This window comes from Phenylobacterium sp., assembly GCF_035475775.1.
GTDB lineage: Bacteria > Pseudomonadota > Alphaproteobacteria > Caulobacterales > Caulobacteraceae > Phenylobacterium.
On record NZ_DATIMC010000018.1, the window covers coordinates 40,005 to 61,910 of the forward strand.

The window sequence follows — 21,906 nt, forward strand, 5'->3', positions numbered from 1 at the left end:
CGGCTCCTTTTCGGTGCTGCCGCCGCCCAGCCCGAGGGCGGCCAGCTTCACAACGATGTGACCTTGTAAATTCACATACCGGCGTTCTCACATTCCCGTGAACGCAGGAAGGCGCGCGCCGCCTTCCCTCACCTGGCCTCGGTCTTGGCGGGGGTCACCGCGCTGTCGGCGCCCGCAAGCCCGCGGTGGACCAGCATCGGCCCGATGTCCGGATCCTTGCCGTAGAAGGCGCGGAACATGGGCCCGTAGTCCTCCGTGTGGCCCTTCGACAGGATCAGGTCGCGGAAGCGCTGCCCGTTCTCGCGGGTCAGGCCGCCGTGCTGCTCGAACCAGGCGAAGCTGTCGTCGGCCAGCATCTGCGTCCAGAGGTAGGCGTAGTAGCCGGCCGCGTAGCTGTTGGCCCAGATGTGCAGGAAGTAGCTCGAGCGGTAGCGCGGCGGCACGTTCGGGAAGTCCACATGCCCCGCCTTCAGGGCCTGGGCCTCGAAGGCGTCGACGTCCCGCTTCGGCGCGCTGGCCGGCTGCATGTGCCACTGCATGTCGAGCTCGGCCGCGGCGATCAGCTCGCCCATGGCGTAGCCCTGGTTGAACTTCGACGCGGCCTTGATCTTGTCGACCAGCGCCTGCGGGATCGGCTGGCTGGTCTGGTAGTGCACCGCGTAGTGCTTCAGGATCTTCGGATCGAGCGCCCAGTTCTCGTTGAACTGCGAGGGGAACTCCACGAAATCGCGGGCCACGCGGGTGCCCGAGAGCGACGGGTATTCCTGCGTCGCGAAGAACCCGTGCAGGGCGTGGCCGAACTCGTGGAACATGGTGGTGACGTCGTCGAAGGTGATCAGCGCCGGCTGCCCCGGGCCGGGGTGCGTGAAGTTGGCGACGTTGTAGATCACCGGCTTCGTGCCCAGGAGCTTCGACTGGCCGACCAGATTGCTCATCCAGGCGCCGCCGGACTTGTTGTCGCGCTTGAAGTAATCGAAGTACATCAGGCCGAGGAGCGAGCCGTCCTTGTCGTGCACCTCGAAGACCATCATCTCGGGGTTCCAGACCGGGATGTCCTTCCGTTCCTTGAAGGTCAGCCCATAGAGCTGGTTGGCTGCATAGAAGACGCCGTCCACCAGCACCCGCTTCAGCTCGAAATAGGGCTTCAGCTCGTCGTCTGAGAGGTCGTAGCGCGCCTTCCTCACCCGCTCGGCGTAGCGCTCCCAGTCCCATGGCTGGAGCTGGAAATGCTCGCCGCCCGCCTCGATCGCCTTCTGGATGTCGGCGGCCTCCGCCGCCGAGCGCGCGCGGGAGGCCGGGGCGAGCTGGCCGATGAAGCGCTGCACCGCCTCGGGAGTTTCGGCCATCTGGTTCGACAGCACATAGGCTGCGTAGTTCGGATAGCCGAGCAGCTTGGCCTTCTGCGCGCGCAGCACGGCCATGGTGGCGATCAGCTCGCGCGTGTCATTGGCGTCGCCCTTCTCGGCCCGTGTCCAGCCGGCGTTGAACAACCGCTCCCGCACGTCCCGATCGGCGAGGTCCTGCAGCAGCGGCTGCTGGGTGGTGTTCTGCAACGGGATCACCCACTTGCCCGCCAGGCCGCGTGTCTTCGCGGCCTGTTCGGCGGCGGCGACCTGCTGGTCCGACAGCCCCCTGAGCTTGGCGCGGTCGTCGACCACCAGCGCGCCCGCTTTGGCTGCGGCGAGCAGCTTCTGCTGGAACGAGGTGGAGAGGCTGGAGAGCTTCTCGTTGATCTGCTTCAGCTGCGTCTGGTCGGCCGGCGAGAGCTGGGCGCCCGAGCGGACGAACTGCTCGTAGGTCACCTTGACGAGCTGCCGGGCCTCTGGCGAAAGCTGCAGGCTCGCCCGGCGGTCGTAGACCGACTTCACGCGCGCGAACAGCTTGGGGTTGAGGTAGATCGCATCGTGGTGGGCGGCGAGCTGCGGGGAGGTCTCGGCGTCGATCCTTTCCAGGGTGTCGTTGGTGTCGGCCCCGGTGAGCGCGGAGAAGACGCGGGTCACCCGATCGAGCATGCGGCCCGAGCGTTCCATCGCCACGATGGTGTTCTCGAAGCTCGGCGGCGCCGGGTTGTCGGCGATCCTGGCGATCTCCGCCTTCTCCTGGCGCATGCCCTCCTCGATGGCCGGCAGGAAGTCGGCGTCATGGATCTTGTCGAACGGCGGCGCGTGCAGGAACAGCGGGCTTTCGTGGGCGAAGATCGCGCCGGGGCCGCTCATCGTCTTGTCTCCCTGGGCGTGGCGAACGGGATGATGCGGGGCGGCCTGGGCGCCGGCTGCGGTGAGCGCCACGGCGACGCAGCCTAGGAACAGCGTACGACATCTCGGCATCGGCTATCCTCGAAACCGGCGGCGACCCACGACGCCGCCGTCGCGCATCGCTAACGCATGCGGCAGCCGTTGGGGAAGGCCGATCGGGCGTTTTCGTGCCGATTCCCGCAGCGCTACGCAATTTTCGTCCGGGCGGAGGTCGTGGCGGGGTTGGAACTCGCTCACCCTTTCGAGACGCCGCCGACGCAGCTTTTTTGTTCCGGCGCGCCGGCCGGGGGTTCCTCGCGGCCGCTCGGCGACTTAAGTGCCGGAGCCTTGTGCAAGCGGAGGTCGTCATGGAGCTCGTGGTCGGCACCAAGAAATGGTCCACATGGTCCATGCGGCCGTGGCTGGCGCTGAAGCACACGGGCGCGCCGTTCCAGGAGACCCTGATCGAGCTGCGCCGCGACGAGGAGACCGCCGAGGCGATCGGCGCCCATTCGCCGTCCGGCCTGGTGCCGGTCCTGAAGGACGGGGATATCGTGGTCTGGGACTCTCTGGCCATCTGCGAATATCTCGCCGAGTCGCACCCCGGCCTCTGGCCCAAGGACACCGCCGCCCGCGCCCAGGCGCGCGCCGCCGCCGCGGAGATGCATTCCGGCTTCGCTTCGCTGCGCGGCGAGTGCCCGATGGATCTCACGGCCGAACCCCGCGCAGTCGAGCTCTCCGCAGCGACGCACACCGACGTGCGCCGGATCGTCAGCCTGTGGAGCGAGCTGCTGGCCCGCTTTGGCGGCCCGTTCCTCTGCGGCGAATGGTCGATCGCCGACGCGTTCTATACGCCGGTGGCGACGCGCTTCCGGACCTACGGCGTCAAGCTCTCCGACTTAGGCGACGCCGGCGGCTGTGGCGAGTATGCCGGGCGGCTCCTCGACAGCCCGGAGTTCAAGGCCTGGGAGGCAGGGGCCAGGTAGAGCCGCCTCGCCGTCCCGCTGCGGGAGACGAGCCCACGCCCACCATTTAAGGAGCGGCGGCCGGGGCCCGGATGCGGCAGATCAGGCCCTCGGGCTCGAACAGCAGCTCGGCCCTGGCCCCCAGCTCGGCCGCCAGGCCCTGGCCCAGCAGACGCGAGCCGAATCCCTTGCGCGCCGGGGCGACGACCTTCGGACCGCCCGTCTCCCGCCACTCAAGGGCGATGGTTTCGCCCGTCCTGCCCCAGCGGATCGCCACCCGGCCCGCGGCCTTGGAGAGCGCGCCATACTTCAGGGCGTTGGTGGCGAGCTCGTGCAGGGCCATGGAGAGCGCGAGCGCCGCGCCGGGCGCGATCCGCGCCTGCGGCCCCTCGAGCGTGATCCGCCGCGCCTTCACCTCGTCATAGGGCCGGATCGCCTCGGCGGCGATCTCCGCCAGGTCCGCGCTCTCCCAGTTCTCGCGGGTGAGCACGTTGTGCGCCGCCGAAAGCGCGAGAAGCCGCTCGGTCAGCCGTTCGCGCGCCTCGCGGCCCGCAACCGCTTCGCGCAGCGTCTGGTGGGCGATCGACTGGACCGTGGCCAGCGTGTTCTTCACGCGATGGTTCAGCTCGTTGATGAGAAGTCTCTGCCGCGTTTGCGCCGCCCGGGTGTCGGTGACGTCCATCGCCAGGCCCACATAGCCCTGGAATGCGCCGGCATCGTCGAACCGCGGCTTCGAGGAGACCTGCATCGTCCGCCAGACCCCGTCGGCGCGCCGGAAGCGGGCTTCATAGATGTAGGGTGCGAGGTCCCGGCGGGCCGCCGCGCGCGCCTCGACGATCTTCGGCAGATCCTCCGGATGCAGCAGGGAAAGCCAGGCGTCGCCCATCAGCTCTTCCCGCGGACGACCCACCCACTCGGCCATGGCCTGGTTCACGAACTCGATCGGCCCCGCGGCGCTGGTGACCCACGCCGGCGCGGGCGTGCAGTCGGCCATGATCCGGAAGCGCGCCTCGCTCTCGCGGGCCATCAGCTCCTGCGCCTTGCCGGCCGAGACGTCGCCGATCACGCCCAGCATGCCGGTGGGCCGGCCGTCCGGCGCGTAGAGCCCGTGGGCGCGGGCCATGACCCACACCTCCGCGCCGTCGCCGGCGCGGCGGATGCGGTACTCCACCTCGCAGGAGGTTCTCTGGGCGATCGCCTTGGCCACCGCCTCCAGCACCCGCGGCCGGTCGTCAGGATGCAGGCTCTCCTGGATCCTGGCCCAGGGCAGCGTCGTCCCGGGCGGCAGGCCGTGAACCGCGGCCGCCTTGGGCGAAAGGGTCATGAGGTCGCTCGCCGCATCCCAGCTCCAGTCGCCGAGCCCCGAGGCGGCCAGCACCAGCTCCAGGCGCTCGGCCTGCTCGCGCTCGCGCCGAGCCGCCGCGCGCGCCTCGGTCACGTCGCGGAAGGTGACGCAGATGCCGTCGGAGATCGGGAAGGCGCGGACCGCGAGCACCGCGCCCGGCTTCATCGCCGAGGGCGCATCGGCCTCGGCCGGCCTGCGGGTCGCCATCACCTCGCGAAGCAGAGACCCCAGCGTGCTGTCGGCGGCGGCGCGGGCGACCTCCCAGTAGATCTTGCCAAGCACCTCCTCGCTCCGGATCCCGGCGTGAGCCTCGGCGGCGCGATTGCAGTCTGTAAAGCGCCACTGGCCATCCAGGCTGAAGACGCCCTCCGCGACGCCGTCCAGGATCTCCTCGCGCCGGCGTGCAAGACCGCCCGACCCGGCCTCCTCAACAAGCGCCGTCCCGAACGACGCGTCCCCGGCCATTGTCACGCTCAACGCCACATCGCCTGTTTTACGTGGGCCGCGCCATGAAGCTCGGCGGATCCGACGCAGGGAAGCTCTCTTCGCTCGCCTCGTCGATACGGGCCTCGAGGTCGTCCTCCGCCAGGGCGCGCTTCTCCGCCAGCTGGTCGGGGCATTCCCCGTCGGCCAGCGGCTCGGCCGGGCGCGCATAGGGCGCCTCGATGGCGGCGTCCTCGCGCCTCGGTCGGCCCTCGACGGCGAAGTCGGCCGTGGCGCCTGACGAACCGTGCTCGAAGGCGCGAAGCTCGCGCGCCTCGCGCTCTTCGTCCTTGATTGGCCCTGCCATCAGCTGGTCCACTTCGGCGAAGAGACCTTCATCCAGCGGGTCATGTGCCGCATCTCGGCGATCAGTGTCCCCGTCTCGTCGCGAAGCTCGGAATCGAACCAGGCGAACTCGGTCTTGGGGCTCGCCCCGACGCAGACCACCCGCGCCGTCTTGCGGTAGGCGATGTCCGAGCGGATCGGCCCGGCCCGCAGGCAGACCTCCGTCGCGCCGAAGAAGCCGACCGCATCGGTCACCGTCACGCCGGGCGTATAGGGCTGCAGCGCGCGGTACATCATCTGCGGATCGCGCACCACGCCGTCGGGATCGGCGCCTTCCTTGACCACGTAGTCCGGCTTGTCGAGCAGCTCGAGGCCGGGGCTCATGTTGTCCAGGATGCGGATCTCGCCGGGCCCGGCGTCGACCAGCTCCAGCCCCCGGACATAGCCGACCCCCTCGGGGCGGCCCGCCGCGACCGTTCCGGTGCAGACCGTACGGCCCTCCGGCGTCTCGACCCAGGCCTTCAGCTGCACGTCGTCGCCCGCGCCGGGCGGCGGCCGCTCGACCACCGCGCGCACCTCCTCGCCGTCCAGAGTGGCGAAGGTGTAGAACATCGAGATCGAGCCCTGCGTGAGCCAGCGCTCGCCCCACAGCTCGTTCATCAGCGGCGCGAAGTGCGAGAGGTGCACGGTGCCGGGGATCGTGCCCCCGCGCATGCCGATCTTCTTGGCCACGGCGTCCGAATGGATCGAGTTGGGCGCGCCCTGCCATCGGTTGCGCGGCTTCACCCAGGCGCCCGCCAGCGTCTCGGTCCTGACCAGGGTCTCGCTCGCCATCTCCGCCATCTCCCTGCTGCCGGCGTCCGCGGGCGCCGCTGTTTACAAACCTACGCCCGTCGCAGGTGGACGCCTAGATGCGAGCGCGATCCCCGCGGGCTCAGAGCAGGGCCTGCTGGCGCGCGTCGTTGGCGGCGGTCGCCTTGGCCGGCGCGCTCACCTCGATCCGGCCACCGGGGCCGTCGAGGACCCGCACCCGGCCGCCGAGGCCTTCGGCAAGCGAGCGCACCGCGCGCAGCCCCAGGCCGGCGCCCAGCTCTGTCTGCTCGGGCGCAATGCCCGGGCCGTCGTCGCTGACCACCAGTCTGATGTCGCCGCCCGCGCGGCTCGCGGTCACCTCCACGTGCCCCTCCGCGCGACCGGCCAAGGCGTGCTTGGCGGCGTTGGTGACGAGCTCGTTGACGATCAGCCCCAGGCTCACGGCCTCCTTCACCGGCAGCCGGATCGCCTCGCAGCGCACGGAGATCCTCGCCTGATCGTCTTCGAACAGCGAGGCGGCCAGCCTGCGGCCGAGGTCTTCCAGGTAGGGGCAGAGCGCCACATCCTCGGAGCTCTTCTGCTGGTAGAGCGCCGCATGGAGATCGGCGATCGAGCGGATGCGGTCGACCGCCTTGGAGAGGTGCGCCCTGACCTCGTCGGAACTCGCGCGGGCCTGCAGCTCGAGGATCGAGGAGACCACGGCGAGGTTGTTCTTCACCCGGTGGTTCAGCTCCTCGAACAGTTCAGCCTGGCGGCGCTCGGCGGCCTTGCGTTCGCTGACGTCGACGAAGAACTGCCCGAACTCGACATCGGAGATCCGCGACATGTGCACGTCGTACCAGCGGCCGGAGAGCCGGTCGCGGAACTCGAAGCGCACGGCCTCGCCCGCCAGGGCGCGCGCGCAGGCGGCGAACCACGCCGCGCTGACGCCGGGCCGGATCTCCGTCTGCCGGCGGCCGATCATCGCAGCCCCGCCCGGCGCGCGCCTTCGGAACGCCGGGTTGGCGTCGCGCACGATGTAGTCGACGAGACGCCCCGCCTCGTCGCGCACGGCCTCGCAGAGCACGAAGCCTTCGGACATGTTGTTGAACAGCGCCTCGTAGCGCCCTTCAGGTGCGTACCCGTTCACGTTCCTGGATCGGCTCAGAGCCCGCGCCATCGGTCAGCCTCGAGCGCAATTAAGACCCCAAACGGAGCGGCGCGCGAGTCTTTCCGTGGGTCCGCCCGCCCGGCCGCCGCGCAATGCAACCGGCGCTTGCCGCGGCGCGATTCCCCCCACAGTCTGCACGGCCATGGATGACGGCCAAGCCCCGCCCGCAACCGCCCCGAAGCGCGCGGATCCGGGCGCGGCGCCGATGTGGCGGATCGCCCGCGCCTCGATCGAGATGATCATGGACATGATCGAGATCACCCGCGGCGCCGGGAGCGTGCTCGATCCGCTGATCGTCTCGACGGTGCTGGAAGGCAACCTCGCCCTGTTCAACCAGGATCCGGAGCTGCAGCGCAGGTACGCCGAGATCGATCGGCCGCCGCCGGACGAGCTGCGCCGGCCGATCTCCATCGCCGCGGTCGCCGGCTCGCTCAGCCTGCCCTACGAGACGGTGCGCCGGCGCGCCGGCCAGCTGGTCCGCTCGGGCGCGCTCGCCGCCACGCCGAAGGGGCTGACGGTCCCGGCCGCCGCCCTGGCCACGCCCGCCTACCTGGCCGCCGCCGTGGCCCGCTACGAGCGGCTGAAGCGGTTCTACTTGGAGCTCAAGCAGGCCGGCGTGACCGCGCCTGCGGCGAGCGCCGAGCCGCAGGACCCGGCGCTGAGCGGCCCCCCGGTGCGGCTGGTGAACCGCATCATCGGCGAGTACATGCTCCGGGTGAACGAGCAGCTGCTGCGGCGGGTGGGCGACGCGGTCTCCGGCATCCTGGTGCTGGAGCTGGGCCGCGCCAACGCCGAGCATCTGGATCACGAGGCGCGCCGCATCGAGGCGCCGTTGCCCGACGACCTGCGCCGGCCGGTGAGCATCCTGGCGCTCGCCCGCCGGCTGCGCCTGCCGCCCGAGACCGTGCGCCGCCACGTGCTGCGGCTGGAGGCCGAGGGCCTGGCGCGCAAGGTGCGCGGCGGCTGGCTGGCGGAGATCTCGGCCCTGCCGCGCGGCGGGGCGGCGGGCCCGCCGATCGCGCGCAACCTGGCCAACGTCGGACGGCTGCTCTCGCGCCTGGCGAGCCTGGGCGTCGTGGCCTACTGGGAGGCCGAGGCGCAGGCGGGCGGGCCTGCGTGGACAGCGGAGCCTCCGCCCGGCTAACCTCGCCGCAAGCGGCGCACGCCAACCGGCCGCAGGGGGAGCTCTCCGGATGACCGACCAGACCGCCACGGCCGGCGGCCGCGCCAGGCCCACGCCGGCCGCCGCCGCCCCCGCCAGGCCGCACTTCTCGGAACGCTACAAGCTGCTCGTGCTGGCGCTGCTGGTCACCGCCTACACCTTCAACTTCATCGACCGCACGATCATCGCCACCATCGGGCAGAAGATCAAAGAGGACCTGCGGATCACCGACACCCAGCTGGGCCTGCTGGGCGGGCTGTTCTTCGCGCTGCTCTACACCTTCCTGGGCATCCCGCTGGCCAGGCTCGCCGAGCGGGTCAGCCGGGTCAACATCATCGCCCTGGCGATCGTCGTCTGGTCGGGGTTCACGGCGCTCTGCGGCACGGCGGCCAACTTCGCGACGCTGGCCGCCTACCGGTTCGGGGTGGGCGTCGGCGAGGCCGGGCTGTCGCCCTCGGCGCATTCGCTGATCAGCGACTACTACGAGCCCAAGCGGCGGGCCTCGGCGCTGGCGGTCTACTCGTTCGGCATCCCGCTGGGCTCGATGCTGGGCGCCATCGTCGGCGGCCAGATCGTCGAGCACTTCAGCTGGCGCGCGGCGTTCATGGTGGTGGGCCTGCCGGGCCTGGCCATGGCCGCGGCCCTGAAGCTGCTGGTCAAGGAGCCGCCGCGCGGCCACTCCGAGCCGGAGCGGCCCGCCGCCCTGCCCGCCGGCGTGACCGCCGAGGCGCACGGCGCGCCGATGTCGCTCCGCCGCGAGCTCGCCGAGCTCGGCGCCGTCGTCGGCACCCTGTTCGGCAAGTGGCCGGTGTTCAACATGGTGATGGGCGTGACGCTGGTCTCCATGGCGGGCTACGGCGGCGGGCAGTTCTCGCCGCCCTACTTCCTGCGGGCCTTCCACCTGAGCTACGGCACCGTCGGGCTGGTCACCGGCCTGGTCGCCGGGATCGGCGCGGGCGCCGGCACCCTGATCGGCGGCTTCCTCACCGACCGGCTCGCGAAGCGCCACGCGCGCTGGTACGCCCTGGTGCCGGCGATCGGCATCGCGCTCTCCTACCCCTTCAACTGGGCGATCTACACGAGCCCGAGCTGGACCGTCGTGGTGGCGCTGCTCGTCCTGCCGGGGCTGTTCTCCTACACCTACCTGGGGCCGACCTTCGGGGTGATCCAGAACATGGTCTCGACGCGCCGGCGGGCGACGGCGACGGCGATCCTGTTCTTCTTCCTGAACCTGATCGGGCTGGGCGGCGGGCCGCCGCTGACCGGCTGGATGATCGACCACCTGGCGGCCTTCCACTTCGCGCGCCCCGACCTGCCCGGCCTGTGGCAGGGCCTGAGCGGCTTCTTCGCCGGCGACGTGAAGGCCTTCCAGGCCGCCTGCCCGGGCGGCGTGGCGCCCAGCGCGGCGGGCGCGGCCGCGGCGCAGGCCTGCCACGGGGCGCTGGTGCTCGGCACCCGGCAGGGCATCCTGATCGCCTACGCCATCGGCCTGTGGGGCGCGCTGCACTACCTGCTGGCCGCCCCCGGCCTGAAGGCCGCCATGGCGCGGGCCCGGGCCGAGCGGGGCGAAGCGGACTGAGGCCGCCGCGCGCCCCGCCGCGCCGTCCGCGGCCGAATTGACTTTCCGGGCCGCGCGCCGCACACCGCAGCGGCGATGATCCCCCGTTACGCGCGCAAGGAAGCCGCCGAGGTCTGGAGCGCCCAGACGCGGTTCGCCATCATGTTCGAGATCGAGGCGCACGCCGCCTCCGCCATGGCCGAGCTGGGCGTGATCCCCGCCGAGGCCGCCCGGGTGATCTGGGAGAAGGGCGAGGGCGCCGTCTGGGACGCCGGGCGCATCGAGGCCATCGAGGCCGAGGTCAAGCACGACGTCATCGCCTTCCTGACCCACGTCTCCGAGGTGGTCGGGCCCGAGGCGCGGTTCCTGCACCAGGGCATGACCTCCTCCGACGTCAACGACACGGCGCTGGCCGTGCAGCTGGCGCGCGCCACCGACCTCCTGCTCGAGGACACCGACCTGGTGCTGGCCGCGCTGAAGCGCCGCGCCTACGAGCACCGGCTGACCCCCACGGTGGGCCGCAGCCACGGCATCCACGCCGAGCCCACCACCTTCGGCGTCAAGCTGGCCGGCCACTACGCCGAGTTCGTCCGCGCGCGGCGGCGGCTGGTGACGGCGCGGGCCGAGATCGCCACCTGCGCCATCTCCGGCGCGGTCGGCACCTTCGCCAACGTCGCCCCCGAGGTGGAGGCCTATGTGGCGGAGAGGCTCGGCCTCACCCCCGAGCCGGTCTCGACCCAGGTGATCCCCAGGGACCGGCACGCCGCCTACTTCGCCGCGCTGGCGGTCGTCGCCTCCTCGGTCGAGCGGCTGGCCGTCGAGATCCGCCACCTGCAGCGCACCGAGGTGCTGGAGGCCGAGGAGCCGTTCGATCCCGGCCAGAAGGGCTCCTCGGCGATGCCGCACAAGCGCAACCCGATCCTCACCGAGAACCTGACGGGCCTCGCCCGCCTGGTGCGCTCGGCGGTCATCCCGGCGCTGGAGGACGTGGCGCTCTGGCACGAGCGCGACATCAGCCACTCCTCCGTCGAGCGGGCCATCGCGCCGGACGCCACCGTCCACCTGGACTTCGCGCTGCGCCGGCTGGCCGGCGTGGTCGAGCGGCTGGTGGTCTATCCGCAGACCATGGCCGCGAACCTCGAGCGGCTGGGCGGGCTCGTCCACTCCCAGCGGGTGCTGCTGGCGCTGACCCAGAAGGGGATGGCCCGCGAGGCGGCCTATGCGGCGGTGCAGAAGAACGCCATGAAGGTGTGGCGCGGCGAGGGGGCGTTCCTCGACCTCCTCAGGGCCGACCCGGAGGTGACGCTCACCGAGGCCGAGCTCGGCGAGCTGTTCGACAACGCCTACCACTTCAAGGCCGTCGACCGCATCTTCGGCCGCGTGTTCGGCGAGGACGCCCGGGCGGCGAAGGCCGCGGAGTAGGGTTTCGAACCACGAAAGACACGAAGCGCACGAAAGGCGTGCGGTGCGGCGGCGCCGTCCTTCAAGTGAACCGCGGAAAACGCGGAAAGACGCGGAAGGGGGGCGGCCCGGCCCGGGTCCGGCTTGCTGATCGCGCCGCCGGCGCGATCGATCTCTTGGCCCCATTGCTCGTGACGACTGCGGGTCTCTTTACGCGTCCTTCCGCGTTTTCCGCGGGTCCTCTCTTTCGTGGCCCTTCGTGTGTTTCGTGGACCGATGTTAGGCTCTCCGCATGGCGAGGCTTGAGGATCTGCGGCGGGTGGCGCTCTCGCTGCCGGGGGCGCACGAGGTCACCTACAAGGGCGACCCGTGGTTCAACGTCGGCAAGAAGAGCTTCGCGCTGCAGGTCGGCGGCCGCACCATCCTGAAGCTCGACCGCGGGCATCAGGAGTTGCTGTTCGAGGTGCGCCCCGAGACCTTCGCCAAGTGCAAGGTGGCGACCGTCCACTGGGCCTATGTCGAGCTGGACCACCTCGACCAAGCCGAGCTCGCCGAGCTGGTCACCGAAGCCTGGTCGCAGATCGCGCCGAAGAAGGTGAGCCGCCCGGTGCTGGCGGGCGGGCGGTAGAAACCACGAAAATCACCAAAGGCGCGAAAAGGCGCTTCGCGCCTGAAACCACGGAACACACGGAACACACGGAAGACGGGCTGTCGTCTCCGTGGATTGGGCCTGGTAGATCGCGCCGCCGGCGCGATCGGTTCGAGAACCCTGGGCCTCGGCCAACGCCCGGATTTCCGTGTGTTCCGTGGTTCCTCTTTTTCGTGTCCTTCGTGCTTTTCGTGGTTCCCAGCGGCCTAGGAGGAGTTGGGGGCCGGCGACCAGCCGAGGTCGGGCTGCTGGATGAGCCGCGGGGGCGCCGGCGGGACGGGCGCGTCGGGCGCCGGATCGTCGGGCGCCTCGGCGGCCTGGTCATCGGCCTCGTCGCAGGCCTCGTCGGGGCCCTCCAGCCCGAGGTCGCGGATGAGCAGCGCCACCAGCGCCTCGACCGTGAGGTCGTCGAAATGGCCGCGCACGTAGTCGTCAAGGCAATCCTCGATCTCGCCCATCATCTCGTCGCCGTCCTCGCGGCTGTCGCAGGCCTCGTAGACCTCCCGCCCGACCGCGAGCCGCACCCTAAGCTTGCGCTGGGCGACCTCCGCCTCGTGGGCCTTCGCGGCCTCGGCGGCGCCACGCTCGGCGGCCTTGGCCGCCTCGATCTCCAGGCGGGACTCCAGCAGCAGCGTCTGGCGCAGCCCGCGGTTCGCCCGCTGCAGCGCCAGCGCCGCGGCCTGCGCCGCCTCCGGCGTCTCGGCGGCCTCCAGCTTCACGGCGAGCGTGCGCATGGCGCCGAGCATGATCTCGGCCGCCTCCGCGAGCATCCGCCCCGCCCGCTCCGCCCTCGTCCCGCCATCCGCGCCCATGAGAACATAAAGAGAACACGGATGGGCGCGGGAGTCAAGGAATTGGTACATCTTCCAGGCTGGAGTTGCTACGCCGCTTTTGAGAGGCGCGTAGCGGCGCGGCGGCCCTTCCCCGTCCCAGGATGTGCGTGGTGGTCGCCTGCCAGGAACATGTATTTCTGCGGAACCGAGGCAACGGGTTCGGGGCGTGGACAAGCGGCTCGCCTTTGGGGGATCAGTGTGGGCGCTGATGGATATGCTTCCTCTCGGAACAACTGCCCGCGGATTTCTCGAGCGAGGACCTCGGCTAGCGCCGACGGCACGGCGTTGCCAATCAGACGCTGAGCGTCGGAACGGGTTTCCGGGTAGACCAGGCCGTCCGGGAACGTCTGCAGCCTACCCATCTCCGCTGCTGAGAGCCGACGGTTGCTCCAGTGGAATGGTCCGGTTGCAGGGCCAGGCTGAGCTTGAATGGTCCATGAAGGCTGATCTTTCGCCAGCTTCAATAGGAAGTTCCAGAAGCGAGTTCGCCAACCGAAGAGGGGCTGTCCGCCGCCGCGCGGCGTGTGCCACAAATAGTTCGACCCTTCTGGGATCGAAGGAAGGAGTTCAGACCACTTCCCTGTCATCTGAAGCGCGGGGTCGTTGAGGTTGGATGGAAGATCGCCGAGCGCATCCCAAGCGCTGCGAAACGGCTCCAGATGGAGCCCGACACTCTCATCCGCTGGCGCGTGCGTCCTAGTTGGAAAACGAAAGCGGCGCCCGTCCCGAAAGCCAATGATGAACACCCGTTCCCGCAACTGCGGGACGCCGAATTCCGCAGCATTGAGGGCTTGCACTGCAAAGCTGTACCGCGACCCGGTCACGGCATTGATGTGCGTAATGCCGCGACGAACGTGTTCCACGCCCTCGCTCTTGCCGCTGTAGGCAAGACCTAGAACGTTCTCCAGCAAGAACGCAGCCGGCTGCGTGTCTCGCAAGACGCGAAGGTACTGGTGCAGCGTGTTTGCGCGGGGATCCTCCAGCCTCTTCGCATCTCCAGTCGCCCAGTAGCCCGACTTGGAAAATGGCTGACAGGGCGGCCCGCCAATCAGGATGTCTGCCTCCCCAACAGCTAGCCCCCCCGTCCGCAATATCTCGTCGGAGGTGATCCGCGAAATGTCGCCCTCAATGATAGGCCAGTTCCGATTGAGTCGAAGTGATGCGCAGGCGGCCCCATCAAGATCCAGGGCAACGGCCGTTTCAAATCCAGCGGCTTCGAATCCGAAATCGAGACCCCCGATGCCGCTGTAGAGGGATATTGCTTTCAGTTGCACCCGGCCGCCCTCACCACTGGCTACGACTCGCTACGTCGAACATTTAGAGAACACCAAATCTGGCCGATCCGTAAAGAGGGGTTCAGCGACTGCGATCCCATTGGAGATTCGGCCTGGGCACGACTTGTGGGGCGGGAGCTCGCCCGTGACCGCGTATTGGAAATTCCACTCCCCAGTCACAGCGTGCAGGCATGCCGCAAGGACCTGGAAATCAGACGGCTGATAGTAGCGAGAACAGGGATCACCTTTCGAGGCCCGGGTGCGCTGAAAATCGACGCGGGCGTGTCCACGGGCATCGGTTTTCCTCAGTGTGTTCTTGCATTCCACAAGGATCGGAGGGCTACCCTGCCATCGCAAGCTTACGTCTGGCATGCCCTCACCTTCGAGACGCCTGCACTCGGTCACGCCAGGCGTTGTCCTTAGGTGATCGACTAGCTTCGCTTCCGCCACCCAGCCGCGAACGGCCATCTTCAGGCGGCTTGCGCCATCAATGAGATCGAAGAGCGCTTCGGGCGGAAGCTCCAGTTCGCGCAGCAGCGAGTGGGACGCGACGGAAGCACGGCCAAGCCCCTCCGCATTCCCAAGCTCGTCCGCGACGTGGTGGCGTTCGCCAGGGTCGAGCCCCCTTGCAATTCGCTCGAGCTGGATCAGGTCAAAGATTCGATCCCGGTGGCCACCGACCAAAACCTCGATCCGCGTGTCTTCGTCGATTTCCGCAGTAGGCCGTGTCTTCGTCTTGGGCTTGTGTCGGTCTCGCTCCCAAGCCACCCAGCCATCATGGGCAATCTCGTCTGCGTGCGATGCCTTGAACTCGATCGAGCGCGACATTGGAGTGGGGTTATGCATCAGTGGATCAGCAGCGACGAAAAGACCGCGGGCTGTGTCAATCCCAACTAGGATCGTCGTAATCAGCTCATGCGGATCGACCGCGATCTCGAGGACGCCCTTCAGTTCGCTTCCGTACTTGACCTGAAATCGATGCTCGTCTCGCGGACGGCCGCCCGTCTGCCGGGAATTGGCAAAGAACGCATAGGCCAGAACGCCTTGCCGCGATCCGGATGGCGTCTCGAAGACAATGTAGAATGGCGCCTTGTTCGGCTCTGTGGTCGAGAGTACCCGGCAGCCTCGCGCAACCAGCCCGTCGATGATGAATTTCAGCAATGGCGCGCGATCGGCAGCACGGACTGAGTATGTCTTCCAGTCCAATGCAGAAGCGGTTCCCGCCGCCGACTCAGGGAGATTCATGCCTCAGGTTATCCCGGCTGGTCTGAGCGGCGCATGGCATTATGCCTCGCCTGCGCAAGGCGGATCGAATGCCTCGGCGAGGAGATGACGCATGGCCGGATGTGCCGGAGATCCGTCGTCGGACGATGTCGGCTATTCGTGACAAGAACACCAAGCCCGAACTCGCTGTCCGCTCGTTGCTTCATCGACTTGGGTACCGATACCGCCTCCATGGAAGGCGATTGCCGGGCCGGCCAGACCTGGTCTTTGCCAGCCGCAGGAAAGTGATCTTCGTCCACGGCTGCTTTTGGCATGGCCACCCTGGCTGCCGATTGGCGAAGGCGCCGAAAACCCGTACCGAATATTGGGAACCCAAACTCAGTCGCAACAAGGCTCGCGATCTTGAGGTCAGACTTAAGCTGCGGGAGCTTGCATGGGATGAACTCGTGATCTGGGAGTGTGAAGTCGCGAAAGACCTAAATCTAGCGGAACGACTGATCAGCTTCTTGGGTCCACCTAGATTCCGCACTGGGTCCGCGCCGGCGCGGCGATGAGCGGAGGGGGCAGCGGGCGGGCGCCGGCAGGCCTGGCGCGCGTCGAGGACACGGGCGTTACCGCCGCCCCGATTGTCACCCGTCAGGCCTGCCTTGATCTTGTGCGCAAATCCGCGAGTCGATTGACCTCTTCCAGGCCGCCGATAGCATTCTGGCGCGGACGCTGGACGAGCCGCTGAGTCGGGCCGCCTTGGGCCTGGACGATCTGCCGACTCCTGCTCCGGAGGCCGCGTCGGAAGCGCCGGTTACGAACGATGAGTGACGCGAACGATCTGTTCGGCCACCCGACAGGCTCCGGCCAGCTCAGCCTGTTCGGTTCCGGCGAATCGCGAATGACGGCGCCTGCTCCGGCGCCAATCGATTATCCCGCCCGCGCGCGGGCCAAGCTAAGGGGCGTTCTTGAGTTGATGCGCGCGGCCAAGACGATGCCGTGGTCTGAGCGGGACGCCCGCATGTGGCAGGTGGTTTTCCCGCAGATGGCCAACTGGCTGCCGGACGACGAAGCGAACCAACTGCGGTTCGAGTTCGCGCAAGAGATCGAGCGGCTGAAGGCGGCTTGAGCAGTCCTGCGTCCCGGCTTACGCCGGGCTCGCCGCGGAGCGAGCGGCGGCGGCTTGCCCCCTCCACCGGCCGCGCTTCGGTCCGCTCGCGCGAACCTCGGCGTCCGGTTCCCCTCCCGCCGCTTTGCGGGGGAAGATGGGGCCTACTTCCCGGCCTTCGCTTCTTCGCGGGCCTGGGCCATGAACTCGGCCATCTTCATGCGGACGTCGCTCTCGGTGACGGCGACGCCGGAGCCCTTGAGGTCCTCGAAGACCTTGCGCAGCACGTCGTCGTCGCCGGCTTCCTTGAACTCCGAGCGGACCACGGCCTGGGCGTAGTCGTCGGCGTGGCGGCCCTCCAGGCCCATCAGGCCGGCGGCCCAGCGGCCGAGCGCGCGGTTGCGCCGGGCGGTGGCCTTGAACTCCTGCTCCTGATCGAGCGCGAACTTCCTCTCGAAGCCCTGTTCACGATCATCGAAGGTGGTCATCGGGTCCCCGTCCGCAGCACGACGGGCAGCACATAGCCCGCCCGCAGGCGGCCCGCAATCGAACAGTCGGCCGGCTGCGCGAGGGCGGCCGGGGGGCGATGCAAATGGGAAACAAAGGGGGTGTGAACCACGGAAAACACGGATGACGCGGAAGGGCGGCGTATCCGTGGAATCTGTGAAATCCGTGGTTTGAAAGAGGGCGCGCTGTGCGCGCGAAGAGCACCGCGGAAAACGCGGAAGGACAGAAGGCCGGCGTTTCCGTGGAGTCCGTGTTTTGCGTGGTTTGAAAAATGGGCGCGCTTCGCGCGGAACCACGGATGACACGGATTTACACGGAAGGGCGGCGTATCCGTGGAATCCGTGAAATCCGCGGTTTGACGTGGACGCCTGCGGCGCGGCGGCCGGTCATTTGCGCGGGGGCTCCCGTTCGGGTAATTTCCGGGGGCCTCATATGGGCGAGACGCCTGAGTCGGAGCCGCGCGCGCAGATGGATCAGCCGCGCGCGTTTTTCGTTTCGCGACCGGCGCAGACCCGCCCCCAGGAAGGCTGACGCGATGACCCGCCGCAAGAAGATCTACGAGGGCAAGGCCAAGATCCTCTACGAAGGGCCCGAGCCCGGCACCCTCATCCAGTACTTCAAGGACGACACCACCGCCTTCGACGCCACCAAGAAGGCGGTGCTGGAGGGCAAGGGGGTGATCAACAACCGGATCAGCGAATACGTGATGACCCGGCTGAACTCGATCGGGGTGCAGAACCACTTCATCAAGCGGCTGAACCTGCGCGAGCAGCTGATCCGCGAGGTGGAGATCATCCCGCTGGAGGTGGTGTGCCGCAACCTGGCGGCGGGCAGCTTCTCCAACCGCTTCGGCGTGCCGGAGGGCCAGGCCCTGCCGCGCTCGATCATCGAGTTCTACCTGAAGGACGACAAGCTGCACGACCCGATGGTGGCCGAGGAGCACATCACCGCCTTCAACTGGGCCTCGACCCAGGAGATCGACGACATGATGGCCCTGACGCTGCGGGTGAACGACTTCCTGACCGGGCTGTTCGGCGGGGTCGGCATCACCCTGGTCGACTTCAAGATCGAGTTCGGGCGGATCTGGGAGAACGAGTTCGCGCGCATCATCCTGGCCGACGAGATCAGCCCGGATTCCTGCCGGCTGTGGGATTCGGCGACCAACGAGAAGCTGGACAAGGACCGCTTCCGCCGCGACCTGGGCAACGTGATCGAGAGCTACACCGAGGTGGCGCGGCGGCTGGGGATCATGAAGGAGATGCCGACGGTGATCCAGGGCGGGCTGCACTGAGCATGAAGGCCAAGGTGCATGTGTTCCTGAAGGAGGGCGTGCTGGACGTGCAGGGCAAGGCCGTCGAGCAGGCGCTGCACGGCCTGGGCTGGGAGGGCGTCGGCCAGGTGCGGGTCGGCAAGACCATCGAGTTCGAGCTGGCGGAGGCCAACCTCGAGCGGGCGGAGGCGCAGGTGCAGGCGATGTGCGAGAAGCTGCTCGCGAATACGGTGATCGAGAGCTACCGCGTGGAGGTGGCGTGAGGGGCCTGCCCTTCCGGCCAAACCGCAGCGCGCCGCAGGCGCCGTCTTCTTCAACCGCGGAAAACGCAGAAAGGCGCGGAAGGGGAGCGGCAGGGCTTTCTGCGTTCTTCCGCGTTTTCCGCAGTTCGTTGCTGCGGCCTGCGGCCGCGGTTTCGGGGTTGGTGCTGCTGGCGGGGTGCTCGCAGGGGACGGGCGTGACGAGGGCGCCGGGGGCGACGAGGCTGGACTGCTCGCCCGGGTACGAAGCGGTGAAGGCGAGGATCGCGGGCCAGCCGGGGCTGACGCGGGCGCCGAAGGAGCCGGGCGAGCCCTATGACTGGTACTCCAGCGCCGACCAGCAGACATCGTACGTGATCACCGAGCCGGGCGCCCCGGGGCATCCGGCGATCGTCATGGAGCGCGCGGCGGGCGGTGGGCAGGCGATCTCGGGCTGTTCCTATGGCGACAAGGCTGGCTATCAGCAGCTCCTCGCCTATCTGACGTCGCTGAGAGGAGCCCGGACGCCGAAATGAAAGCCGCCGTGATCGTGTTCCCCGGCTCCAACTGCGACCGCGACTGCAAGGTGGCGATCGAGCGCTCGACGGGGGCGCAGGTGGCGATGGTCTGGCACCAGGAGACGGCGCTGCCGGCCGGGGTGGACCTGATCGTGCTGCCGGGCGGGTTCTCCTACGGCGACTATCTGCGCTGCGGGGCGATGGCGGCGCTGTCGCCGGTGATGGCCGCGGTGAAGGCCGCAGCCGAGCGGGGCGTGGCGACGGTGGGCGTCTGCAACGGCTTCCAGATCCTCTGCGAGGCGGGGCTGCTGCCCGGCGCGCTGCTGCGCAACGCGGCGCTGAAGTACGTCTGCAAGCCGGTGAGCCTGGAGGTGACCAACGCCCAGACCCGCTTCACCGCGGGCTATGCGGGGCGGCGCGAGGTGAGGATGACCATCGGCAACGGCGAGGGGAACTACTACGCCGACGAGGCCACGCTGGAGCGGCTGGAGGGCGAGGGCCAGGTGGTGTTCCGCTACCTGGAGAACCCCAACGGCTCGGCGCGGCGGATCGCCGGCGTGGTCAACGGCGCGGGCAACGTGCTGGGGCTGATGCCGCACCCGGACCGGGCGTTCGAGCCGGAGCTCGGCTCGGCCGACGGCGCCATCCTCTTCCAGAGCGCGCTGGCCAGCGCGTAGGGGCGAACCACGAAGGGTCCGCGCGAGCGGCGGCTCATTTCAACTAACCGCGGAAAACGCAGAAAGACGCGGAAGGGGGCGGAGCGTGGCCTCGGCTTTCTGCGTGCTTCCGCGTTTTCCGCGGTTTGATGGCGGCCTGCGGCCGCGTTTTCGTGGGGTTCGTGTGGTTCTTGGACCATGAAAAAGGGCCGGGGGTGAGCGGGCCCCGGCCCTTCGTGGTCGTCGAGGGGCGGCCTAGCGGCGGTCGTCCTTCATCTGCTTCTTGGTCCCGCCGTGCTGCTGCTGCTGACGGCCGCCGTGCTGCTGTTGCTGACGGCCCTGCTGCTGTTGTTGCTGCGGCTGTTGCTGACGGCGCTTGTCGTTGTTCTCGGCCATGTGTCACCTTTACTGTGCGGCGCGGACGCGCCGGAGGCCTGCGACCAACCGGGCCTCCGGCCAAAGGTTCCCCCTATCGCGCGGGCGCCAGAAGCGGGCTAGAAGCCGCCCGATGAGCGCCGAGCCCGCCAAAGCCCTCGCCGAGACGGCCGCCGAATTCGGCCTGACGCCCGAGGAATACGCGCTGATCGTGCGCCGGCTGAACCGCGAGCCCAACCTGGTGGAGCTGGGCGTCTTCTCGGTGATGTGGTCCGAGCACTGCTCCTACAAGTCGTCGAAGACGCAGCTCGGCAAGTTCCCGACCACCGGCGCGGCGGTGATCTGCGGCCCGGGCGAGAACGCCGGCGTCGTCGACATCGGCGATGGCCCCAATGGGAAGAAATTGGCCTGCGTGTTCAAGATGGAGTCGCACAACCACCCCTCGTTCATCGAGCCCTACCAGGGGGCGGCGACCGGCGTCGGCGGGATCATGCGCGACGTGTTCACCATGGGGGCGAGGCCCGTGGCGCTGCTGAACGCGCTGCGGTTCGGCGATCCGAGCCATCCGAAGACCAAGCGGCTGGTGGCGGGCGTGGTGGCGGGCATCGGCGGCTACGGCAACTGCGTGGGCGTGCCGACGCTCGGCGGCGAGACCAACTTCCACTCGGGCTACGACGGCAACATCCTGGTCAACGCCATGTGCGTGGGCCTGGCCGAGGCCGACAGGATCTTCTACTCCGCCGCGCCCGCGCCCGGCCTGCCGGTGGTCTATTTCGGCTCCAAGACCGGCCGCGACGGCATCCACGGGGCGACCATGGCCTCGGCCGAGTTCGACGAGGCCTCCGACGAGAAGCGCCCGACCGTGCAGGTGGGCGACCCGTTCGCCGAGAAGCTCCTGATCGAGGCGACGCTGGAGCTGATGGCCTCGGGCGCGGTGGCGGCGATCCAGGACATGGGCGCGGCCGGGCTCACCTCCTCGTCGGTGGAGATGGCCGGCAAGGGCGGCCTGGGCATCGAGCTCGACCTCGACGCCGTGCCGCAGCGCGAGGCGGGCATGAGCGCCTACGAGATGATGCTCTCGGAGAGCCAGGAGCGGATGCTGGCGATCCTCAAGCCGGGGCGCGAGGCGGACGGCCGGCGGATCTTCGAGAAGTGGGGCCTGGACGCCGCGACGATCGGCCAGACCACCGAGACCGGCCACCTGGTGCTGCGTCACCGCGGCGAGGTGGTCGCCGACGTGCCGCTGGCGCCCCTGTTCGAAGACGCGCCGCTCTACGACCGGCCGTGGGTCGCGCCGAAGCCCCCGCCGCGCCTGGGGCCCGAGGACGTGCCCGAGCCCGCCGACTACGGCGAGGCGGTGCTGCGCCTGATGAGCGCCCCCGACATGTGCTCCAAGCGCTGGCTCTGGGAGCAGTACGACCGCCACGTGATGGCCGACACGCTGGCGGATTCGGCCACCGGCGCCGACGCCGGGATCGTGCGCGTGCACGGGACCAAGAAGGCGCTGGCGCTCACCTCCGACGTGACGCCGCGCTACGTGCAGGCCGACCCCTACGAGGGCGGCAAGCAGGCCGTGGCGGAGGCCTGGCGCAACCTGACCGCGGTGGGCGCCGACCCGATCGCGATCACCGACAATCTGAACTTCGGCAACCCCGAGCGGCCGGAGATCATGGGCCAGATCGTGCGCGCCATCGAGGGCATGGCCGAGGCCTGCCGCGAGCTCGACTTCCCGGTCGTGAGCGGCAACGTCTCGCTCTACAACGAGACCAATGGGGCGGCGATCCCGCCTACGCCGACCGTGGGCGCGGTAGGGCTGATCCCCGACTACGCCGAGCGCGCCTCCTACCGCCGGATGAGGGCCGGCGACCGGCT

22 protein-coding genes are annotated in these 21,906 nt (G+C 69.1%); 12 read left to right on the top strand and 10 right to left on the bottom strand.

Features of this window, described 5'->3' with window-relative positions; translation table 11 throughout:
• Positions 1–128 precede the first annotated feature (128 nt).
• Complete coding sequence (locus VLI41_RS02395; RefSeq protein WP_325266457.1) at positions 129–2,327, bottom strand: M3 family metallopeptidase; 2,199 nt, start codon at positions 2,325–2,327, stop codon at positions 129–131.
• Between the two features lie 275 nt (positions 2,328–2,602).
• Between VLI41_RS02395 and VLI41_RS02400 the strand changes: the two genes are divergently transcribed.
• Complete coding sequence (locus VLI41_RS02400; RefSeq protein WP_325266458.1) at positions 2,603–3,220, top strand: glutathione S-transferase family protein; 618 nt, start codon at positions 2,603–2,605, stop codon at positions 3,218–3,220.
• A 46-nt stretch (positions 3,221–3,266) separates the two neighbouring features.
• Here the strand turns inward: VLI41_RS02400 and VLI41_RS02405 are convergent, their stop codons facing one another.
• The 4 genes from VLI41_RS02405 to VLI41_RS02420 all read right to left on the bottom strand — a co-directional run bounded on the left by VLI41_RS02405 (position 3,267) and on the right by VLI41_RS02420 (position 7,254).
• On the bottom strand, positions 3,267–5,009 hold the full coding sequence (locus VLI41_RS02405; protein WP_325266459.1) for a PAS domain-containing protein: 1,743 nt from the start codon (positions 5,007–5,009) through the stop codon (positions 3,267–3,269).
• A 28-nt stretch (positions 5,010–5,037) separates the two neighbouring features.
• A complete protein-coding gene (locus VLI41_RS02410) occupies positions 5,038–5,334 on the bottom strand; it encodes a hypothetical protein (RefSeq protein ID WP_325266460.1) in 297 nt (98 codons plus the stop codon).
• Positions 5,334–6,146 carry a hypothetical protein gene (locus VLI41_RS02415; RefSeq protein WP_325266461.1) on the bottom strand — a complete coding sequence of 271 codons (813 nt, stop codon included), beginning with the start codon at positions 6,144–6,146 and terminating at the stop codon, positions 5,334–5,336. Before VLI41_RS02415 ends, VLI41_RS02410 begins: the two co-directional genes overlap by 1 nt.
• Before the next feature lie 100 nt (positions 6,147–6,246).
• Positions 6,247–7,254 (bottom strand): sensor histidine kinase, encoded by a 1,008-nt coding sequence (locus VLI41_RS02420; protein WP_325266462.1) that lies wholly within the window; start codon positions 7,252–7,254, stop codon positions 6,247–6,249.
• A gap of 163 nt (positions 7,255–7,417) precedes the next feature.
• Here VLI41_RS02420 and VLI41_RS02425 point away from each other — a divergent pair, with 163 nt between their 5' ends.
• The 4 genes from VLI41_RS02425 to VLI41_RS02440 all read left to right on the top strand — a co-directional run bounded on the left by VLI41_RS02425 (position 7,418) and on the right by VLI41_RS02440 (position 12,024).
• Positions 7,418–8,419, top strand: coding sequence for a hypothetical protein (locus VLI41_RS02425; protein WP_325266463.1), 1,002 nt, complete (start codon positions 7,418–7,420; stop codon positions 8,417–8,419).
• A gap of 49 nt (positions 8,420–8,468) precedes the next feature.
• The gene (locus tag VLI41_RS02430) at positions 8,469–10,016 is read left to right on the top strand and encodes an MFS transporter (RefSeq protein WP_325266464.1); all 1,548 of its coding nucleotides are present in this window, start codon (positions 8,469–8,471) and stop codon (positions 10,014–10,016) included.
• Positions 10,017–10,091: 75 nt separating this feature from the next.
• Positions 10,092–11,417, top strand: a complete 1,326-nt coding sequence (purB, locus tag VLI41_RS02435; RefSeq protein ID WP_325266465.1) for an adenylosuccinate lyase — start codon at positions 10,092–10,094, stop codon at positions 11,415–11,417.
• Positions 11,418–11,688: 271 nt separating this feature from the next.
• Positions 11,689–12,024 carry an MmcQ/YjbR family DNA-binding protein gene (locus VLI41_RS02440; RefSeq protein ID WP_325266466.1) on the top strand — a complete coding sequence of 112 codons (336 nt, stop codon included), beginning with the start codon at positions 11,689–11,691 and terminating at the stop codon, positions 12,022–12,024.
• Positions 12,025–12,251: 227 nt separating this feature from the next.
• Here the strand turns inward: VLI41_RS02440 and VLI41_RS02445 are convergent, their stop codons facing one another.
• From VLI41_RS02445 to VLI41_RS02455, 3 genes are all read right to left on the bottom strand, one after another.
• Positions 12,252–12,815: a hypothetical protein gene (locus tag VLI41_RS02445; RefSeq protein WP_325266467.1), complete on the bottom strand. Its 564-nt coding sequence runs from the start codon at positions 12,813–12,815 to the stop codon at positions 12,252–12,254.
• Positions 12,816–12,925: 110 nt separating this feature from the next.
• A complete protein-coding gene (locus VLI41_RS02450) occupies positions 12,926–14,152 on the bottom strand; it encodes a DNA (cytosine-5-)-methyltransferase (protein ID WP_325266468.1) in 1,227 nt (408 codons plus the stop codon).
• A 30-nt stretch (positions 14,153–14,182) separates the two neighbouring features.
• The gene (locus VLI41_RS02455; RefSeq protein ID WP_325266469.1) at positions 14,183–15,397 is read right to left on the bottom strand and encodes a hypothetical protein; all 1,215 of its coding nucleotides are present in this window, start codon (positions 15,395–15,397) and stop codon (positions 14,183–14,185) included.
• 68 nt (positions 15,398–15,465) lie between these two features.
• Between VLI41_RS02455 and VLI41_RS02460 the strand changes: the two genes are divergently transcribed.
• Both VLI41_RS02460 and VLI41_RS02465 read left to right on the top strand, forming a co-directional pair.
• Positions 15,466–15,930 carry a very short patch repair endonuclease gene (locus VLI41_RS02460; RefSeq protein WP_325266479.1) on the top strand — a complete coding sequence of 155 codons (465 nt, stop codon included), beginning with the start codon at positions 15,466–15,468 and terminating at the stop codon, positions 15,928–15,930.
• A gap of 254 nt (positions 15,931–16,184) precedes the next feature.
• Positions 16,185–16,490, top strand: a complete 306-nt coding sequence (locus VLI41_RS02465; protein ID WP_325266470.1) for a hypothetical protein — start codon at positions 16,185–16,187, stop codon at positions 16,488–16,490.
• A 143-nt stretch (positions 16,491–16,633) separates the two neighbouring features.
• Here VLI41_RS02465 and VLI41_RS02470 read toward each other — a convergent pair whose 3' ends face one another.
• Complete coding sequence (locus VLI41_RS02470) at positions 16,634–16,957, bottom strand: DUF1476 domain-containing protein (RefSeq protein ID WP_325266471.1); 324 nt, start codon at positions 16,955–16,957, stop codon at positions 16,634–16,636.
• 554 nt (positions 16,958–17,511) lie between these two features.
• Here VLI41_RS02470 and purC point away from each other — a divergent pair.
• The 4 genes from purC (at position 17,512) to purQ (ending at position 19,680) form a co-directional block, all read left to right on the top strand.
• Entirely contained in the window at positions 17,512–18,267 is a 756-nt protein-coding gene (gene purC / locus VLI41_RS02475; RefSeq protein ID WP_325266472.1) for a phosphoribosylaminoimidazolesuccinocarboxamide synthase, read from the top strand.
• A gap of 2 nt (positions 18,268–18,269) precedes the next feature.
• On the top strand, positions 18,270–18,509 hold the full coding sequence (gene purS, locus VLI41_RS02480) for a phosphoribosylformylglycinamidine synthase subunit PurS (RefSeq protein ID WP_325266473.1): 240 nt from the start codon (positions 18,270–18,272) through the stop codon (positions 18,507–18,509).
• Positions 18,510–18,703: 194 nt separating this feature from the next.
• Positions 18,704–19,021, top strand: a complete 318-nt coding sequence (locus tag VLI41_RS02485) for a hypothetical protein (protein WP_325266474.1) — start codon at positions 18,704–18,706, stop codon at positions 19,019–19,021.
• Positions 19,018–19,680, top strand: a complete 663-nt coding sequence (gene purQ / locus VLI41_RS02490) for a phosphoribosylformylglycinamidine synthase subunit PurQ (protein ID WP_325266475.1) — start codon at positions 19,018–19,020, stop codon at positions 19,678–19,680. The genes VLI41_RS02485 and purQ overlap by 4 nt, the downstream gene beginning before the upstream one ends.
• Before the next feature lie 234 nt (positions 19,681–19,914).
• On the opposite strand, the gene VLI41_RS02495 is transcribed toward purQ, so the two are convergent.
• Positions 19,915–20,055: a hypothetical protein gene (locus VLI41_RS02495; RefSeq protein ID WP_325266476.1), complete on the bottom strand. Its 141-nt coding sequence runs from the start codon at positions 20,053–20,055 to the stop codon at positions 19,915–19,917.
• 112 nt (positions 20,056–20,167) lie between these two features.
• Between VLI41_RS02495 and purL the strand changes: the two genes are divergently transcribed.
• Positions 20,168–21,906 (top strand): phosphoribosylformylglycinamidine synthase subunit PurL (gene purL / locus VLI41_RS02500; RefSeq protein WP_325266477.1); only part of this gene is annotated, 1,739 nt, incomplete at its 3' end.

Excerpts from the sequence above, each read along its gene's own strand:
- VLI41_RS02405 (WP_325266459.1), bottom strand. The coding sequence starts at position 5,009 with ATGGCCGGGGACGCGTCGTTCGGGACGGCGCTTGTTGAGGAGGCCGGG.
- VLI41_RS02460 (WP_325266479.1), top strand. The coding sequence starts at position 15,466 with ATGCCTCGGCGAGGAGATGACGCATGGCCGGATGTGCCGGAGATCCGT.
- VLI41_RS02455 (WP_325266469.1), bottom strand. The coding sequence starts at position 15,397 with ATGAATCTCCCTGAGTCGGCGGCGGGAACCGCTTCTGCATTGGACTGG.
- VLI41_RS02470 (WP_325266471.1), bottom strand. The coding sequence starts at position 16,957 with ATGACCACCTTCGATGATCGTGAACAGGGCTTCGAGAGGAAGTTCGCG.
- VLI41_RS02395 (WP_325266457.1), bottom strand. The coding sequence starts at position 2,327 with ATGCCGAGATGTCGTACGCTGTTCCTAGGCTGCGTCGCCGTGGCGCTC.
- VLI41_RS02495 (WP_325266476.1), bottom strand. The coding sequence starts at position 20,055 with ATGGCCGAGAACAACGACAAGCGCCGTCAGCAACAGCCGCAGCAACAA.
- VLI41_RS02465 (WP_325266470.1), top strand. The coding sequence starts at position 16,185 with ATGAGTGACGCGAACGATCTGTTCGGCCACCCGACAGGCTCCGGCCAG.
- VLI41_RS02400 (WP_325266458.1), top strand. The coding sequence starts at position 2,603 with ATGGAGCTCGTGGTCGGCACCAAGAAATGGTCCACATGGTCCATGCGG.
- VLI41_RS02440 (WP_325266466.1), top strand. The coding sequence starts at position 11,689 with ATGGCGAGGCTTGAGGATCTGCGGCGGGTGGCGCTCTCGCTGCCGGGG.
- purB (WP_325266465.1), top strand. The coding sequence starts at position 10,092 with ATGATCCCCCGTTACGCGCGCAAGGAAGCCGCCGAGGTCTGGAGCGCC.
- VLI41_RS02445 (WP_325266467.1), bottom strand. The coding sequence starts at position 12,815 with ATGCTCGCGGAGGCGGCCGAGATCATGCTCGGCGCCATGCGCACGCTC.
- VLI41_RS02415 (WP_325266461.1), bottom strand. The coding sequence starts at position 6,146 with ATGGCGAGCGAGACCCTGGTCAGGACCGAGACGCTGGCGGGCGCCTGG.
- VLI41_RS02430 (WP_325266464.1), top strand. The coding sequence starts at position 8,469 with ATGACCGACCAGACCGCCACGGCCGGCGGCCGCGCCAGGCCCACGCCG.
- VLI41_RS02425 (WP_325266463.1), top strand. The coding sequence starts at position 7,418 with ATGGATGACGGCCAAGCCCCGCCCGCAACCGCCCCGAAGCGCGCGGAT.
- purC (WP_325266472.1), top strand. The coding sequence starts at position 17,512 with ATGACCCGCCGCAAGAAGATCTACGAGGGCAAGGCCAAGATCCTCTAC.
- purQ (WP_325266475.1), top strand. The coding sequence starts at position 19,018 with ATGAAAGCCGCCGTGATCGTGTTCCCCGGCTCCAACTGCGACCGCGAC.
- purS (WP_325266473.1), top strand. The coding sequence starts at position 18,270 with ATGAAGGCCAAGGTGCATGTGTTCCTGAAGGAGGGCGTGCTGGACGTG.
- VLI41_RS02410 (WP_325266460.1), bottom strand. The coding sequence starts at position 5,334 with ATGGCAGGGCCAATCAAGGACGAAGAGCGCGAGGCGCGCGAGCTTCGC.